This is a genomic window from Rhodopseudomonas sp. B29 (assembly GCF_000333455.1).
In the GTDB taxonomy this organism is placed as follows: domain Bacteria; phylum Pseudomonadota; class Alphaproteobacteria; order Rhizobiales; family Xanthobacteraceae; genus Rhodopseudomonas.
The window spans coordinates 1-14,836 of sequence record NZ_BADD01000749.1 but is presented as its reverse complement, the minus strand read 5'-3'; the positions used below and the strand labels follow the sequence as shown (position 1 = coordinate 14,836).

The 14,836-nt window shown below is 65.6% G+C and carries 18 protein-coding genes; 15 read left to right on the top strand and 3 right to left on the bottom strand.

Features of this window, described 5'->3' with window-relative positions:
• Positions 1-67: 67 nt before the first annotated feature.
• Entirely contained in the window at positions 68-835 is a 768-nt protein-coding gene (locus I5M_RS27150; protein WP_022724279.1) for an invasion associated locus B family protein, read from the top strand.
• 102 nt (positions 836-937) lie between these two features.
• On the opposite strand, the gene hspQ is transcribed toward I5M_RS27150, so the two are convergent.
• The gene (gene hspQ, locus I5M_RS27145) at positions 938-1,270 is read right to left on the bottom strand and encodes a heat shock protein HspQ (RefSeq protein ID WP_031337745.1); all 333 of its coding nucleotides are present in this window, start codon (positions 1,268-1,270) and stop codon (positions 938-940) included.
• 248 nt (positions 1,271-1,518) lie between these two features.
• Between hspQ and blh the strand changes: the two genes are divergently transcribed.
• The 6 genes from blh (at position 1,519) to I5M_RS27115 (ending at position 5,849) form a co-directional block, all read left to right on the top strand.
• On the top strand, positions 1,519-2,814 hold the full coding sequence (gene blh, locus I5M_RS27140; RefSeq protein WP_031337743.1) for a bifunctional sulfur transferase/dioxygenase Blh: 1,296 nt from the start codon (positions 1,519-1,521) through the stop codon (positions 2,812-2,814).
• Complete coding sequence (bigR, locus tag I5M_RS27135; RefSeq protein ID WP_022724276.1) at positions 2,808-3,149, top strand: sulfite-sensing transcriptional repressor BigR; 342 nt, start codon at positions 2,808-2,810, stop codon at positions 3,147-3,149. Before blh ends, bigR begins: the two co-directional genes overlap by 7 nt.
• A complete protein-coding gene (locus I5M_RS27130) occupies positions 3,146-3,553 on the top strand; it encodes a YeeE/YedE family protein (RefSeq protein WP_022724275.1) in 408 nt (135 codons plus the stop codon). Before bigR ends, I5M_RS27130 begins: the two co-directional genes overlap by 4 nt.
• Positions 3,550-3,990, top strand: coding sequence for a YeeE/YedE family protein (locus tag I5M_RS27125; RefSeq protein ID WP_022724274.1), 441 nt, complete (start codon positions 3,550-3,552; stop codon positions 3,988-3,990). Before I5M_RS27130 ends, I5M_RS27125 begins: the two co-directional genes overlap by 4 nt.
• Positions 3,987-4,763: a sulfite exporter TauE/SafE family protein gene (locus I5M_RS27120; protein WP_022724273.1), complete on the top strand. Its 777-nt coding sequence runs from the start codon at positions 3,987-3,989 to the stop codon at positions 4,761-4,763. The genes I5M_RS27125 and I5M_RS27120 overlap by 4 nt, the downstream gene beginning before the upstream one ends.
• A gap of 132 nt (positions 4,764-4,895) precedes the next feature.
• Positions 4,896-5,849 (top strand): AEC family transporter, encoded by a 954-nt coding sequence (locus tag I5M_RS27115; RefSeq protein ID WP_022724272.1) that lies wholly within the window; start codon positions 4,896-4,898, stop codon positions 5,847-5,849.
• A gap of 1 nt (position 5,850) precedes the next feature.
• Here I5M_RS27115 and I5M_RS27110 read toward each other — a convergent pair whose 3' ends face one another.
• A complete protein-coding gene (locus I5M_RS27110) occupies positions 5,851-7,047 on the bottom strand; it encodes a UbiH/UbiF family hydroxylase (RefSeq protein WP_022724271.1) in 1,197 nt (398 codons plus the stop codon).
• A 133-nt stretch (positions 7,048-7,180) separates the two neighbouring features.
• On the opposite strand from I5M_RS27110, the gene pcsA reads away from it, so the two are divergent.
• From pcsA to I5M_RS27095, 3 genes are all read left to right on the top strand, one after another.
• On the top strand, positions 7,181-7,915 hold the full coding sequence (gene pcsA, locus I5M_RS27105) for a phosphatidylcholine synthase (RefSeq protein WP_031337741.1): 735 nt from the start codon (positions 7,181-7,183) through the stop codon (positions 7,913-7,915).
• A complete protein-coding gene (locus tag I5M_RS27100) occupies positions 7,912-8,640 on the top strand; it encodes a TerC family protein (RefSeq protein ID WP_022724269.1) in 729 nt (242 codons plus the stop codon). Before pcsA ends, I5M_RS27100 begins: the two co-directional genes overlap by 4 nt.
• Before the next feature lie 72 nt (positions 8,641-8,712).
• Positions 8,713-9,687 (top strand): quinone oxidoreductase, encoded by a 975-nt coding sequence (locus tag I5M_RS27095; protein WP_022724268.1) that lies wholly within the window; start codon positions 8,713-8,715, stop codon positions 9,685-9,687.
• A gap of 188 nt (positions 9,688-9,875) precedes the next feature.
• Here the strand turns inward: I5M_RS27095 and rimO are convergent, their stop codons facing one another.
• Positions 9,876-11,201, bottom strand: coding sequence for a 30S ribosomal protein S12 methylthiotransferase RimO (gene rimO, locus I5M_RS27090; protein ID WP_022724267.1), 1,326 nt, complete (start codon positions 11,199-11,201; stop codon positions 9,876-9,878).
• A gap of 96 nt (positions 11,202-11,297) precedes the next feature.
• Between rimO and I5M_RS32560 the strand changes: the two genes are divergently transcribed.
• The 5 genes from I5M_RS32560 to I5M_RS27065 all read left to right on the top strand — a co-directional run.
• Positions 11,298-11,585 (top strand): hypothetical protein, encoded by a 288-nt coding sequence (locus I5M_RS32560; RefSeq protein WP_148287972.1) that lies wholly within the window; start codon positions 11,298-11,300, stop codon positions 11,583-11,585.
• A 181-nt stretch (positions 11,586-11,766) separates the two neighbouring features.
• On the top strand, positions 11,767-12,714 hold the full coding sequence (locus tag I5M_RS27080) for an ABC transporter substrate-binding protein (RefSeq protein ID WP_031337739.1): 948 nt from the start codon (positions 11,767-11,769) through the stop codon (positions 12,712-12,714).
• 15 nt (positions 12,715-12,729) lie between these two features.
• Positions 12,730-13,602, top strand: a complete 873-nt coding sequence (locus tag I5M_RS27075; protein ID WP_022724264.1) for an ABC transporter permease — start codon at positions 12,730-12,732, stop codon at positions 13,600-13,602.
• Entirely contained in the window at positions 13,595-14,413 is an 819-nt protein-coding gene (locus I5M_RS27070) for an ABC transporter ATP-binding protein (RefSeq protein ID WP_022724263.1), read from the top strand. Before I5M_RS27075 ends, I5M_RS27070 begins: the two co-directional genes overlap by 8 nt.
• A partial coding sequence (locus I5M_RS27065; RefSeq protein WP_040771923.1) for a hypothetical protein occupies positions 14,414-14,836 on the top strand: 423 nt, incomplete at its 3' end.

The following is a 14,836-nucleotide window of genomic DNA, read 5'->3' as shown; positions in this document are numbered from 1 at the left end:
AACGGCCAAATGTCCGCTCCTCGCGTCGCGGTGGAGCACATGACCGTTTCAGAAAGGGTTTTCCGCAATGAAGTCTTGCAACTTGGTCGCGTCGGCAAAGCCGCGCGGGCGGGCATTGGCCGTGGTGACGGCGGCCGCCCTGGCCAGCCTGACCATGGCGCCTTCTGCGTTCGCTCAACAGCCCGCGCCCAAGGCTGCGGCTCCGAAAGCTGCCCCGAAGGCTGCGCCCAAGGGCGCGCCGGCCGCTCCGGCTCCCGCCGCCGGTGCGCAGCAGCCGCCCGAGCAGCAGCAGGTTCAGCTGATCTACGCGCCGTGGACCAAGTTCTGCCTCAAGGGCCAGGACGCCAACGCCAAGCAGGTCTGCTTCACCGGTAAGGACGGCCGCATCGAGTCGGGCCAGCCGGTCATCGCCGCGGTCATCATCGAGCCGGAAGGCGAGCCCAAGAAGATCCTGCGCGTGACGCTGCCGCTCGGCATGCAGCTCGTCCACGGCACCCGCATCATCGTCGACAACAATCCGCCGCAGCAGGCGCCTTACGTGATCTGCTTCGCCAACGGCTGTATGTCGGACTACGAAGCCACGCCTGAGATGATCGAGCACATGAAGAAGGGCCAGAACCTCATCGTGCAGGCGATCAACTCCAACGGCGCGCCGCTGACGCTGCCGCTGCCGCTGGCCGAATTCGCCAAGGCCTATGACGGTCCGCCGACCGATCCGAAGCAGTTCGAAGAGACTCAGAAGAAGCTGCAGGAAGAGCTGCAGAAGCGCGCCGAAGAGCAGCGCAAGAAGCTCGAGGCCCAGGCTCCGGCCGGTGGTACTCCGGCTGCCAAGTAATCGTCGCGCAAGCGATCCCACAAACGAAAAGGGCGCCAACTCGGCGCCCTTTGTCGTTCGTGAAGCGAAGATACGTCGGCAGCGCGCGAGCGTTGTTGACGCTCAGTTCAGCGACGGATTGCGCGGGCGATAGCCGCCGGCCTTGTCCTTGACGAAGATCTCGGCGACCTGCGAATGCCGGATCGGCTCGCCGGAATCATCGGGCAGCAGGTTCTGCTCGGACACGTAGGCGACGTATTCCGAATCCGAGTTCTCGGCGAGCAGGTGATAGAACGGCTGATCCTTGTGCGGCCGCACGTCCTCGGGGATCGACAGCCACCATTCTTCGGTGTTGTTGAATTCCGGATCGATATCGAACACGACGCCGCGGAACGAGAAGATGCGGTGACGCACGATCTGCCCGATCTGGAATTTGGCGGTTCTCGTTTTGATCATCGAAGTCGCATAGACCAGGATCGCCGCCAATACTAGAGCGAAACCCGGGCAGCCGCTGCCCAGGCTGCGGGGCCAACTCGCCTCGCCAGGTTTCCATTTTTCCCCCGCCGCCAAATGACGCGCTGTCCGCAGCTAGCCGCCGCGTGCCGTCGCGTGATCGCGGATGCGTGATGGTATCGGGGTCTTGACCAAGCAACGAGACAATCTACGTTATGCGTAATGGTATAATGATGTGTGGAGCTGCCACCGTGAGTGTCATCAACGTTTCCCCTGGCCTTGCTCTGTCAGCCCAACCCAACTTGGCGGCTTTCGCGGGCTTTGCCCGGCAGGGGTTTAACAAGATCGTCAATGCCAGGCCCGATGGCGAGGAACCTGGACAGCCTGGCAACCAGGCCGAGGCGAGGGCATCGGCTGCCGCCGGGCTCGGCTATGCGTTCATTCCAGTGCGGAGCGATGCCATTACGGAGGCGGATGTCCGTGCATTTCAGCGCGCCGTTCTCGAAACGGAGGGACCGGTGTTGGCGCATTGCCGGAGCGGGCTGCGCGCGCTGATCCTTTACACGCTGGGCGAGGTCCTGGACGGTCGCATGGCTCGCTCCGAGGTCGAGAGTTTCGGCCGATCGCTCGGCTTCGACCTGGCTGCAGCCGGCCGCTGGCTCGATCGGGAGGCCGGTTACCCGGCGAAGGTCAAGGGCTTCTACGACCAGCGCACCGGCAGCATCCAGTATGTGGTCAGCGATCCGTCGTCGCGGGTCTGCGCGATCATCGATCCGGTGCTGGACTTTGACGAGAAGTCGGGCGCCACGGCCACGCACCACGCCGACGCCATCCTGGACCACGTGGCGCGGGAAGGCCTGCAGGTCGCGTGGATCCTCGACACCCATCCGCACGCCGACCATCTGTCGGCCGCGTCCTATCTGAAGCAGCGAACGGGGGCGCCGACGGCGATCGGTGCGCATGTGGTCGACGTGCAAAGGCTGTGGAAGGGGATTTACAACCTTTCGGACTTCGCCACCGACGGCTCGCAATGGGACCGGCTGTTCGCCGATGGCGACCGTTTCAGGATCGGCAATCTCGACTCAACGGTGATGTTCTCGCCCGGGCACACGCTGGCGTCCGTCACGTACCTGATCGGAAACGCCGCCTTCGTGCACGACACGTTGTTCATGCCGGATTCCGGAACGGCTCGCGCGGACTTCCCGGGCGGCAGCGCCAAGTCTTTGTGGAGTTCGATCCAGCGAATCCTGTCGCTGCCCGACGACACGCGGGTGTTCACGGGTCACGACTATCAGCCGAACGGGCGGCACGCGCGATGGGAGAGTACCGTCGGCGAGCAGAAGAGCGCCAATCGGCACGTCGCCGGAGTGAGCGAAGCCGGCTTCGTGCTGTCACGTGAGGCGCGCGACCAGACGCTGCCGATGCCGCGGCTGATCCTGCATGCGCTTCAGGTCAACATGCGCGGCGGCCGTCTACCGGAGCCGGAAGACAACGGTCGGCGTTATCTGAAATTCCCATTGGACGCGTTGGGACAGGCCGCATGGTAACGCCGACAACACTGGTGCGCCCGGCGCTCAAGCCGGAGGACATGGCGAGCCGGGCAAGCGAGGTCGCTGCGCTGCTGAAGACCTTGGCGCATCCGGTCCGATTGATGCTGGCCTGCGCGCTGGCCGAAGGCGAATTTTCGGTCGGCGAACTCGAGCAGAAAGTCGGTGTGCATCAGCCGACGCTGTCACAGCACCTCGGGGTTCTGCGTGAGGCCGACATCGTCGAGACCCGCCGCGAGGCCAAGCAGATCTTCTACCGGCTGACCGAGCGCAAGGCCGCGCTGCTGATCCAGGCGCTCTACGAAATCTTCTGCCGGCCGGAGGAACGGACATGACGAGCTATCTGCCTTCTCTGTTCGGCGGCATGCTGCTCGGCCTTTCGGCAGTTCTGCTTCTGCTGATCAACGGCCGCGTCGCCGGCATCAGCGGCATCGTCGGCCGGCTGCTCGGCGGTCAGCACGCAGCCGCCAACGGTGCTTTCGTGCTGGGCCTGCTGGCCGGGCCACTGCTTTATGCGGCGGTATTCGGGTCATTGCCGAAGCTCACTGTCGACACGTCGTGGCTGCCCGTCGTCGTCTCCGGCCTCCTGGTCGGCATCGGCACGCGAATGGGATCGGGCTGCACCTCGGGCCACGGCATCGTGGGCCTGGCGCGGCTGTCGGCGCGCTCGCTCGTCGCTACGGCGGCTTTTCTCTGCGCCGGCATCGTCACCGCGACTGCGATGGGAGTGATGAAATGAGCTTACCTACACTAGCGCGGCTGGCGATTGCTTTGATCGCCGGCGCAATCTTCGGCTTCGGCCTTTCGCTGTCCGGCATGGTCGACCCGGCGCGCGTGCTCGGGTTTCTCGATCTCGCCAGCGGACACTGGGATCCGAGCCTGATGTTCGTGCTGGGCGGCGCCGTCCTGGTGGCGCTGCCCGGTGTGGCGCTGCAGCGCCGGATGGCGAAGCCGGCGCTGGATCGCGAGTTCCATCTGCCGGCCACCAACACGATCGACCGGCGACTGGTGGTCGGCTTGGCGCTGGTCGGGATCGGCTGGGGGCTCGCCGGCTTTTGCCCCGACCGGCAGTATCGGCGCTCTCGACGGGCGCGCCGATCGTCGCGCCTGTTCGTCGTCACGATGGCGGCGGGCATGCTGCTGCACGACCGGCTGCTCGGGAGCTATCTGCGATGACGACGTCCTCGATTGCGCTGGCGCTCGCCTCCCGCGGTCTGGTCGGTTTCACGCTCGGACTGATCGGCGGCGGCGGATCGATCCTCGCAGCGCCGCTGCTGCTTTACGCCGTCGGCGTCGCCAGTCCGCACGTCGCGCTGGGCACTGGGGCGCTGGCGGTGTCGGTCAATGCCTACTCCAACCTGATCAATCACGCCCGCAAGGGCCATGTGTGGTGGCGCTGCGCCATCGTGTTCACACTGATCGGCTCGGTCGGCGCACTACTGGGCTCGAGCCTCGGACTGTTGATCGACGGCAAGAAGCTGCTGTTCCTGTTCGGACTGGTGATGGTCGTGGTCGGACTGCTGATGCTACGACCGCGTGGCACGTCGCACGGCCGACAGCGCCCGGTCGATCGGCGGATGTGCATCGTCACCGCCGCGGCGGCGATCGTCGCCGGCGGGGCCTCTGGGTTCTTCGGCATCGGCGGTGGGTTTTTGATCGTGCCGGCGCTGATCTTTGCCACCGGCATGCCGACCATTTCCGCAATAGGCTCGTCGCTGCTGGCAGTCGGCACCTTCGGTCTGGCGACGGCGCTGAACTACGCGCGCGCCGGCCTCATAGATTGGTACGTCGCCGCCGAGTTCATCGCAGGCGGCCTGGTCGGCGGCGCACTCGGCATGGTGCTGGCGACGCGGCTGTCGAGCCGGAAGTCGATCCTGGAACGGATCTTCGCAGGCGTCGTGCTCAGCGTCGCGGCCTACATCCTCTACGAGAACGCGCCGTTCGGCTGAGCCCGCGTGTCGCGCCGCTCATAGCAGTCGTGCGCGACAGGGCGCCCGCCCGGCGTGGCGTTGCATGGGCTTCCCTGTTACCGGTCTGCCGAACGTCCCGCCATCCGCGCGACCTGCCGGCAAACGGTCCACATGATCGATATTCTCAATCTCGCCCTTCCGTATTTTGGACTCATCTTCGTCGGTTTCGCCTGCGGCCGCTGGAAGCGGCTGCCGGAGAGCGGCCTCGTCTGGATGAACTTCTTCCTGCTGTGGGTCTCGCTGCCGGCGCTGTTCTTCCGCATCATGTCGAAGACGCCGTTCGAAGAGCTGAACAATCTGCCGTTCGTGCTGGCGACCACGCTGGCGACAGCCACCGCATTCTTCCTCTCCGGAGCGCTGGGGCGCCTGATCGGGGGGCTGTCGCTGCGCGAGTCCGCGATGGCAGCGCTGGCCGGCGGCTATGGCAATATCGGCTATATGGGGCCGGGACTGGCGCTGGCGGTGCTCGGGACCAAGGCCGCGGCGCCGACGGCGCTGATCTTCTGCTTCGACAGCATCTTCCTGTTTTCGATCGTGCCGCTGGCGATGACGCTGACGGCGCCCGGCGAGCGGCGGCCGCTCGGCCCGACCATCCTGGCGGTCATGCGCGCCATCCTGCTCCATCCCTTGATCGTCGCCGCCTATAGCGGCGCGGCGGCCGCGGCGTTCCACATCCATTTGCCGGTCGCGCTCGACCGCATCCTCGAGTTCCTGCAGAACGCGGCCGCGCCGGTGGCTCTGTTCGTGCTCGGCGTCACCGTGGCGCTGCGGCCGCTCGGCCGTGTGCCGTGGGAAATCCCCGGCATGGTGCTGGTGAAGCTGGTGCTGCACCCGCTGATCGTGTTCGGTCTCTTGATGTTGTTCGGTCCGTTCTCGCCCGACTGGATGGCGACCGCCGTGCTGATGGCCTCGCTGCCGCCGGCGCTGAACGTGTTCGTGATCGCCCGGCAGTACAACACCTGGGTCGAGCCGGCGTCGGTCGCGGTGCTGATAGGCACCTTCGTGTCAGTCGTGACGCTGACCACGGTGATGTGGCTGCTGCGGACCGGGCAGATCCCGTTTTAGTTCAGAACGACCGCCAGAACGGCGAAAGGCCCTCGCGCATCGCGAAGCGGCGCAGCGGTCCGACTGAGCCGAGCGCCTGCATGCCGACGGCTCGCGCCGCCTGTGCAGGCAGAAGGTCGCTGAGCAGCGTCCGGTTGGCGATATCGATCGCGAAGGTGCGGCTGGCGACATCGGCGCCGCGGGCGCGGTCGAAGCGCTTCAACGCTGCGTCGGCGCCGATATCCTGATCGCGCGCCATCGCGTCGCGGACGATGTCGGCGATATCAGCGGCGTCGCGCAGTCCCATGTTGAGACCCTGCGCGCCGATCGGCGGCACGACGTGGGCGGCTTCGCCGACCAGCGCGATGCGGCGCTGGCCGTAACGCGCCGGCTTCTCGATCGCGAGCGGAAACAGATTGCGGCCGGGCTCGACACGAAGCTGGCCGAAGATCGAATGCGACTGCTTTTCCGCCGCGGCCGATAGTTCATCGTCGCTCAGCGCCATCAAGCGCTGCGCTTCCTTCGGCGCTGCGACCCAGACCGCGCTCATGCGGCGGCCGGGCAGCGGCACGAACACGCACGGGCCTTCGGCGGTGTGGAATTCGGTCGAGCTGTCGTCATGCCGACGCGAGATCGCGACGTTGAAGGTGAGGGCGGATTGCGGCAGAGCACGGCTGCGCACACTGATGCCCGCCGCGGCGCGGCACTGCGACTGGCGGCCATCGGCTCCGATCACCAGTTTGGCCGACAGCGTCTGGCCGCCGCGGGTCTGCACCACGGCGACGTCGTCGCCCGGCGCGACCGACTCGGCCTCGTCGTCGAAGCGATCGAGATTGCTGATCTCGGCGGCGCGCTCTTCCAGCGCGATCATCAGGTTGCGGTTCTCGATGTTGTAGCCGAACGCGTCCATGCCGATTTCCTGCGAGGTAAAACGCACCTCGGGCGCACGGATCAGACGGTCGGTATCGTCCACCAGCCGCATCATCCGCAGCGGCGCGGCGTTCGACGACGCGCGGCGCCAGACGTCGAGCCGATCGAGGATGTCGATCGAGTCGCCGAGCAGGGCGGTGGTGCGGTTGTCGGCATAAGGCAGCTTGCGCGCCACCAGCGCGGTCAGCGCGCCGGTGTCGGCGATCGCGATCGCCGCGGTCAGACCAGCCGGGCCGCCGCCGACCACGACGGCATCGTAAGAATTGGGCGCGAGCAGGGTCTGGGTCATCCCGGGAACATCGTCGCTTCGCCTGCCGATTTCAAGACATCAGTAAAACATTCACGTTCCCGGAGAATTTGCGACCGAACGCCGCAAACCGCGGCTGTGCAGCAAATCCGCTTTCCTGCTATTCCAAATGACGATGACCCCGCTCGATCCGCCGCAACCGCCTGCGTCGCCCCGCGTGATGCGCCTCGCTGCGTTCTCGGTGCACCTGTTCACCGCGCTCGGCGCCGGCCTGGCGCTATTGGCTTTGCTCGAAGCGGCGCGTGAGCACTGGGCGGGGATGTTCGGCTGGCTCGGCGCAGCGCTCGTGGTCGACGGCATCGACGGTCCGATCGCGCGGCGGCTCGACGTGCAGACGCTGCAGCCGGACTGGGCCGGCGACGTGCTCGACCTCGTGGTCGATTTCGTCACCTACGTGTTCGTGCCGGCCTATGCGATCACTGAAAGCGGAATGCTGATGCCGATCGCGGCGCCGATCCTCGGCGTCGGCATCGTCGTCAGCTCGGCGCTGTACTTCGCCGATCGCCGCATGAAGACCGACGATAATCACTTCCGCGGCTTTCCGGCGCTGTGGAATGCGGCGGCGTTCTACCTCTTCTTGCTGCATCCGCCGGCGATCGCCGGCACGCTCGCGGTCGCGGCGCTCATCGTCCTGACCTTCCTGCCGATCTACGTCATCCATCCGGTGCGGGTTCAGCGCTGGCGCTTATTCAGCTTGGCGCTGATGGCCGTCTGGGCCGTGCTGGCGGCGTTCACGATCCGCCGCCATTTCGAGGTGAACGCGCTGGTCACCGCGGCGCTGTGCGGGATCGCGCTCTACGTCATGTGTGCCGACGCGTTGGCGCGTCGGCTGTTCCGAGGCCAATCATGATCGAACTCATCTACAGTCCCGAAGCCTGGGCCGCGCTGCTGACGCTGACGGCGCTCGAGATCGTGCTCGGCATCGACAACGTCATCTTCCTGTCGGTGCTGGTGTCGCGCATCCCCGAACCGCGTGCCACGCATGCCCGTCAAGTCGGTCTGGCGCTGGCACTGATCTTCCGGATTGCGCTGCTCAGCGTGCTGGTCTGGCTGATCGGCCTGACCATGCCGGTGTTCACCGTGTTCGAGCAATCGTTCTCGTGGCGCGACATCATCCTGATCGGCGGCGGCCTGTTCCTGATCGCCAAGGCGACGCACGAGATCCACGGCGAGGTCGAAGCCCGCGAACAGGGGGGCAGCGAGGCCGACGCCGGCAAGGCATTCTTCTGGGTCATCGTCCAGATCGTCATCGTTGACCTGGTGTTCTCGATCGACTCGATCATCACGGCGATCGGCATGGCCAAGGATCTGGAGATCATGATCGCCGCCGTGGTGATCGCGATGGCGGTGATGTACGTCTCGTCCGGCCCGGTGGCGCGGTTCGTGGTCGAACACCCGACCACCAAGATGCTGGCGCTGGCGTTCCTGGTGCTGATCGGCGTCGCGCTGGTGGCCGACGGCTTCCAGTTTCATATCCCGCGCGGTTACATCTATTTCGCCATCCTGTTCTCGGTCGCGGTCGAGTTCTTCAACATCCTGGCGCGGCGCAACAGAACGCGGACACCCTCCGCCTGAGCGGCGCGTGTTGACATTGCTGGCCCGATGGATTTCGTTGCCACCCTAGGAAAAAGACCCGAGGGGACGAGCATGACGAAAGCGATGCGGGTGCATCAGGTCGGTGGACCGGAAGCGCTGGTCTATGAGGATGTCGAGCTGCCGCCGCCGGGCGACGGCGAGGTCCGCATTCGCCAGCATGCCGTCGGGCTGAATTTCATCGACGTGTACTACCGCACCGGCCTGTACAAGGCGCCGACAACGCCGTTCGTCGCCGGCAACGAGGCGGCCGGCGAGGTGGTCTCGGTCGGTCCCCACGTCACCAACTTCCATCCCGGCGACCGCGTCGCTTACTACACCAACCTCGGCGGCTATGCGACCGAGCGCAATATCGACGCCACGCGTCTGGTGAAGCTGCCCGACCACATCACCTACGAGCAAGGCGCGGTGCTGATGCTCAAGGGCCTGACGGTCTGGTACCTGCTGCACAAAACCTTCAAGGTCGAACCCGGACACCGCGTGCTGATCCACGCCGCCGCCGGCGGCATCGGCCTGTTGGCCTGCCAGTGGGCGCGGGCACTCGGCGCCCACGTCATCGGCACCGTCGGCTCCAAGGCCAAGGCGGATATCGCGCTGGCCAATGGCTGCGATCACGTCATCCTCTACAACGAGGAAGACTGGGTTGCGCGAGTCAAGCAGATCAGCCGCAACGAGCTGTGCGACGTGGTGTACGACGGCGTCGGCAAGGCGACGTTCCCGGGCTCGCTGTCCTGCATCAAGCCGCGCGGCCTGTTCGTGTCGTTCGGCAACGCGTCGGGTCCGGTACCGCCGTTCGCGCTGACCGAGCTCAACAATCACGGCTCGCTGTTCGCGACGCGCCCGAAGCTCAACGACTACATCGGCACCCGCAAGGAATTGATCGAAGGCGCCGACACGCTGTTCTCGGCGGTGATCGAAGGCAAGCTGCATGTCCCGATCAACCACGCCTACGCCCTGAAGGACGCCGCGAAGGCGCATATCGATCTGGAAGGGCGCGCGACGACGGGGGCTTCGATTTTGAAGCCTTGAGGCGTGCGTCGGCCTACAACGCGCCGTCACTCCACAACGAGCCGTCACCCTCCGCGAAAGCGGAGGGCCCAGTATTCCAGAGCGCTGGTGTAAACTAACAAGCTCTCTGGAATACTGGGTCGCCCGGTCAAGCCGGGCGATGACGTCGGTGTGTTTAGTAGCGTCGGGGAATCAGGCGGCGCTTGTTATTAGAACCCCGCCACCGTCCCGTGCAGATCGTACGCATCGGCGCGGTCGATCTTGGCGGTGACGATTTCTCCGACGCGGAGCGGGCGGCGGCTCGACAAGTACACGCTGCCGTCGATCTCGGGCGCGTCGGCCTTGGAGCGGCCTTTGGCGACCGTGGGGCCGACTTCGTCGATAATCACCTGTTGGCGCGTCCCGACCTTGCGCTTCAAGCGCCGCGCCGAGATCGCCTGCTGATGCGCCATCAGCCGGTTCCAGCGCTCGAGCTTGACCTCGTCGGGCACCTGACCTTCCAGCGCATTCGACGGCGCGCCGGCGACGGGCTCGTATTTGAAGGCGCCGACGCGGTCGATCTCGGCTTCGCTCAGCCAGTCGAGCAGCGACGCGAACTCACTCTCGGTCTCGCCGGGGAAGCCGACGATGAAGGTCGAGCGCAGCGTCAGGTCCGGGCAACCTTCGCGCCAACGCTTGATGCGCTCGAGCGTCTTGTCCTGGGCCGCGGGACGCTTCATCCGCTTCAGCACGTCGGGATTGCCGTGCTGGAACGGGATGTCGAGATAGGGCAGCACCTTGCCCTCGGCCATCAGGCCGATGACCTCGTCGACATGCGGATAGGGATAGACGTAGTGCAGCCGCACCCAGGCGCCGAACTCGCCGAGTTCGCGGGCGAGGTCGAGGAACTTGGCGCGGACGCTGCGGTCTTTCCAGGCACTCTCGGCGTACTTCAGATCGACGCCGTAGGCCGAGGTGTCCTGCGAAATGACGAGGAGTTCCTTGACGCCGGCTGCGACCAGCTTCTCGGCTTCGCGCAGCACATCGGCGGCCGGACGCGAGGCGAGGTCGCCGCGTAGCTTGGGGATGATGCAGAAGCTGCAGCGATTGTTGCAGCCCTCCGAAATCTTCAAATACGCATAGTGCCGCGGCGTCAGCCTGATGCCCTGCGGCGGCACCAGATCGAGATGCGGATTATGCAGCGCCGGCCGGGCGCGATGCACGGCGTCGAGCACGCTCTCGTATTGCTGCGGGCCGGTGATCGACAGCACGCCGGGATATGCGGATTCGATCTGCTCCGGCTCGGCGCCCATGCAGCCGGTGACGATGACTTTGCCGTTCGTCGCCATGGCTTCGCCGATCGCCGCCAGCGACTCCTGCTTGGCACTGTCGAGGAAGCCGCAGGTGTTGACGATGACGAGGTCGGCGCCGTCGTGCTGGCGCGCGAGCTCGTAGCCTTCGGCGCGCAGGCGCGTGATGATCCGCTCGGAATCCACCAAGGCTTTGGGGCATCCCAGCGAGACAAAACTGATCTTCGGCGCGGCGGCCTGCTGCATGGTCGAAACTGCCTGGATTTGATTGGCAGGAGCTAACCCCGATCGGCGGCCGACACAAGGCGATTCGGTCGGGCCGGCCGGCAGCAAAATCATCCCTTGGCTGCGCCGCGGGAAGAAAAAGGTTGCCGGCCGCAGGAGCCAAACAGAGGCGCCATCGTTATTTCGCTGGCTGCCTTGCGAGGCGGCGTGTTCGCGCTTTTGTTGTTCCCGGAACACGGAGTGAGATCGATGCAGACCAATCATCCTGCGACGTCGAAAGCGGCAAGCGTGCGTCCCCGCGTTTGGCCGGCTTTCGTCATCAACGCGGACTTCGTGGCGCTCGGTGCCGCGATCGGCTTAATCGCCGCGATCGCATTCGGCGCGCCGCATCTGCATCTTCCGTAGCTTGTGGCCCGAGCTGGTCGCTCAACGATCTCGGTCGGCTCAACCATGCGCCGATCTGCAGCTAAGACAGGCAGGCCGCGGTTTTATTAAGCCGGCTTATTCGAACGATTTGAACAATAAATTTCGTCCCTTGTTGCGTCGCACCTACAGTTAGCTGCCGGATTCAGCAGCGAGGGTAGCGATGCATTCAACCAACCGACGCCAGTTCATGTGTCTCGCGGCCAGCGCTGCCGCGTTGGCGGCGACTGGGCGCGCCGCGCGCGCGGAGGAGCGCGTCGTCAAGGTTGGGACGCTGAAACTCATCCACGGCATCACGCCATACTTCTACGAGAAGTTCGTGCCGGCCGGCATCAAGGTGGTGGTGCTGCCGTTCGAAAGCCCGACCGACGGCAAGAACGCCGTCGTCACCGGCTCGGTCGATTTCGGCATTTTCGGCCTGGCGGCGGCGACGCTCGGCGGCGCCAACGGGGAACCTGTGGTGGTGGTTGGCGCAGCCTGCAATCGCGGCATGGCCGTGGTTGCCGGCAAGGATTCCGGCATCAACAGCATCAAGGACCTCAAGGGCAAGCGGGTGGCGATCTGGCCGGGCTCGACCCAGGAGGTCGTGATCCTCGATCGGCTGGCCGCCGAGGGCATGAGCGTCAAGGATGTGCAGGCTGTCCGCGTCTCCTTCAGCGACATGGCGCCGGCGCTCGCGCGCGGCGATATCGACGCCTATGTGGGCGCCGAGCCGGCGGCCGGCATCAGCCTCGCCAGCGGCGTCGGCAAGATCGTCGAGTATCCGTATTCGACGCCGACCGGCTCGCTCAACATGGTGCTGAGCACGCGCCGCGAACTGATCGAGAAGGACCCCGATCTGATCCGCGCCATGCTCAAGGTGCACCGCCAGGCCAGCGAGTTCGCGATGAGCCATCGCGACGCCTTTGTCGAGATGGCGATGCAGAAGCTCGGCCAGCAGAAGCCGTCGATCGAAGCCGCGGCGCCGAACGTCGAGCTGACCTGGAACATCGACGATCAGTTCATGAAGCAGGCGCAGTACTACGGCAGCCAGATGCTGGACAAGAAGCAGATACGGCAGCTGCCGGACTACAAGACCTTCATCGATCCGAGCTTCGTGCGGTCCATCTAGGTCGTTGGACGTGCGATGAGCCTGGAGAGCGCAGTGACCAATCCCGACGTCGGCAGAGCTGCAGCGGCGAAACCCGTTGCGGCACGCATCGGCGCGCGCAAGCTCCGGGCCAAGCTCCGCGCGGTGTTGCTGGCCGCCATCGTGCCGATCGGGCTGCTGTTGCTCTGGGACGTGATGGTTCGCTGGACGGGCACGCGGCTGATCCCGTCGCCCTGGGGCGTCGCGCTCATGATGTGGGACTTCGCCTTCGGCGGAATCTACGACGACGCCTACAGCGGTAGCCTGCCGATTCATTTCTGGAAATCGGTCCAGCGCGTCTATGGCGGCTTCTTCCTGGCCGCGCTCGCGGGCATTCCGCTCGGGCTGATGCTCGGGCGGATTCCGCTGCTGCGCGCGATGCTCGATCCGACGTTGTCGCTGCTGCGGCCGATCCCGGTCACGGCGTGGCTGCCGCTGTCGATGATCTTCTTTGGCCTGGGCCCGAAGTCGGCAGTTTTCCTGGTGTTCCTCGGCGCCTTCTATCCGATCCTGCTCAACACCGTGTTCGGCGTGAAGTCGGTCGACGTCCGGCTGTTCGAGGCGGCCGGCATGCTCGGCTGCAGCGGGCCGCAATTGTTTCGCGCCGTGGTGCTGCCGGCGTCGCTGCCGAGCATCTTCAACGGGCTACGGCTCGGTGCGTCCTTCGCCTGGATCCTGATCGTGGTCGGCGAGATGACCGGCGTGCCGGAAGGCCTCGGGGCCGTCATCATGGACGGCCGCACACTGTCGCGCACCGATCTGGTGATCACCGGGATGATCATCATCGGCGTCACCGGGTTCGTCTCCGATCGGCTGCTGGTGCTGCTGAGCAATCACTTCCTGCGCTGGAGTCCGCAGCACCATGCCTGACCCCAGCGTCGTTCGCGAGACCGCGCCGGTGATCCTTCAGGTCATCGGCCTCAATAAAGTGTACGAGGCTTCCAACGGCCCGGTCGAGGCGCTGCGCAGCGTCGATCTGACGGTGCGAAAGGGCGAATTCATCTGCCTGCTCGGCGCGTCCGGCTGCGGCAAGTCCACTCTGCTGAGGATCATCGCCGGCTTCGAACAGGCCACGCAGGGCGAGGTCGCGGTCTATGGCCGCGACGTGAAAGGGCCGGGGCCCGACCGCGGCATGGTGTTTCAGGACTATGCGCTGTTCCCCTGGCTGACGGTGCGCGACAATATCGGCTTCGGCCCGAGCCATCGCCGCGTCGCGCCGAGCGAAGTCGCCAAGCTGACCGATCGTTTCATGGCGATGGTCGGCCTCACGGCGTTCGCCGATCGCTATCCGCACCAGCTGTCGGGCGGCATGAAGCAACGTGTCGCGATCGCCCGCGTGCTCGCCAACGACGCCGACATCCTGCTGATGGACGAGCCGTTCGGCGCGCTCGATGCCCTGACGCGCAGCGCGCTGCAGGAAGAACTGATCGAGATCTGGCGGACCACGAAGCTCACCGTGATCTTCGTGACCCATTCGGTCGAAGAGGCGGTGCTGCTCGCTGATCGCGTCGTGGTGATGAGTTCGTCACCCGGGCGGATCGATCGCCAGGCTGAAATCAACCTGCCGCGCCCGCGTGACGTCGCGTCGGCGGAATTCAACGCGCTTCGGCGCGAGATCACCCAGCAACTCACCAGCCATGTCGGCGGCCGCCGGCTGGTTACCGCAACGGCGGATTCCTAAGTGAAATCTTCAGCACAAGGCAAGATCAAGGCGAGCTATCGCGGGATGGATCGCAGCGCGCTCGACGCGGCGTACAACAACAGTGCAGCCGTCGTCGATAGTCCGCAATGGCTCGAGCGCTGGCGCGAGCGCAGCGGAGAGCGTAGGGCCGGAGCGGGGGTGTCGCTCGACGTACCTTATGCGGATCGTGAGCGGACGTCCCTGGACTACTTCTCCGCCGGAGCAACCGGAGCGCCGCTGTTCGTGTTTCTCCACGGCGGCTACTGGCAGCGCAACGACAAGGAGATGTTCTCGTTCGTCGCCCAGGGCCCGAACGCTCGCGGCATTGACGTCGCCGTCATNCGCTACACGCTGGCGCCGGCGGCGCGGCTGTCCGGCATCGTCGAGGAAGTCGATTTTGGCATCGACTTCCTCGCCGCCCAT

Excerpts from the sequence above, each read along its gene's own strand:
- I5M_RS27150 (WP_022724279.1), top strand. The coding sequence starts at position 68 with ATGAAGTCTTGCAACTTGGTCGCGTCGGCAAAGCCGCGCGGGCGGGCA.
- hspQ (WP_031337745.1), bottom strand. The coding sequence starts at position 1,270 with ATGATCAAAACGAGAACCGCCAAATTCCAGATCGGGCAGATCGTGCGT.
- bigR (WP_022724276.1), top strand. The coding sequence starts at position 2,808 with ATGGTAACGCCGACAACACTGGTGCGCCCGGCGCTCAAGCCGGAGGAC.
- I5M_RS27130 (WP_022724275.1), top strand. The coding sequence starts at position 3,146 with ATGACGAGCTATCTGCCTTCTCTGTTCGGCGGCATGCTGCTCGGCCTT.
- I5M_RS27125 (WP_022724274.1), top strand. The coding sequence starts at position 3,550 with ATGAGCTTACCTACACTAGCGCGGCTGGCGATTGCTTTGATCGCCGGC.
- I5M_RS27120 (WP_022724273.1), top strand. The coding sequence starts at position 3,987 with ATGACGACGTCCTCGATTGCGCTGGCGCTCGCCTCCCGCGGTCTGGTC.
- I5M_RS27115 (WP_022724272.1), top strand. The coding sequence starts at position 4,896 with ATGATCGATATTCTCAATCTCGCCCTTCCGTATTTTGGACTCATCTTC.
- I5M_RS27110 (WP_022724271.1), bottom strand. The coding sequence starts at position 7,047 with ATGACCCAGACCCTGCTCGCGCCCAATTCTTACGATGCCGTCGTGGTC.
- pcsA (WP_031337741.1), top strand. The coding sequence starts at position 7,181 with ATGACCCCGCTCGATCCGCCGCAACCGCCTGCGTCGCCCCGCGTGATG.
- I5M_RS27100 (WP_022724269.1), top strand. The coding sequence starts at position 7,912 with ATGATCGAACTCATCTACAGTCCCGAAGCCTGGGCCGCGCTGCTGACG.
- I5M_RS27095 (WP_022724268.1), top strand. The coding sequence starts at position 8,713 with ATGACGAAAGCGATGCGGGTGCATCAGGTCGGTGGACCGGAAGCGCTG.
- rimO (WP_022724267.1), bottom strand. The coding sequence starts at position 11,201 with ATGCAGCAGGCCGCCGCGCCGAAGATCAGTTTTGTCTCGCTGGGATGC.
- I5M_RS27080 (WP_031337739.1), top strand. The coding sequence starts at position 11,767 with ATGCATTCAACCAACCGACGCCAGTTCATGTGTCTCGCGGCCAGCGCT.
- I5M_RS27075 (WP_022724264.1), top strand. The coding sequence starts at position 12,730 with ATGAGCCTGGAGAGCGCAGTGACCAATCCCGACGTCGGCAGAGCTGCA.
- I5M_RS27070 (WP_022724263.1), top strand. The coding sequence starts at position 13,595 with ATGCCTGACCCCAGCGTCGTTCGCGAGACCGCGCCGGTGATCCTTCAG.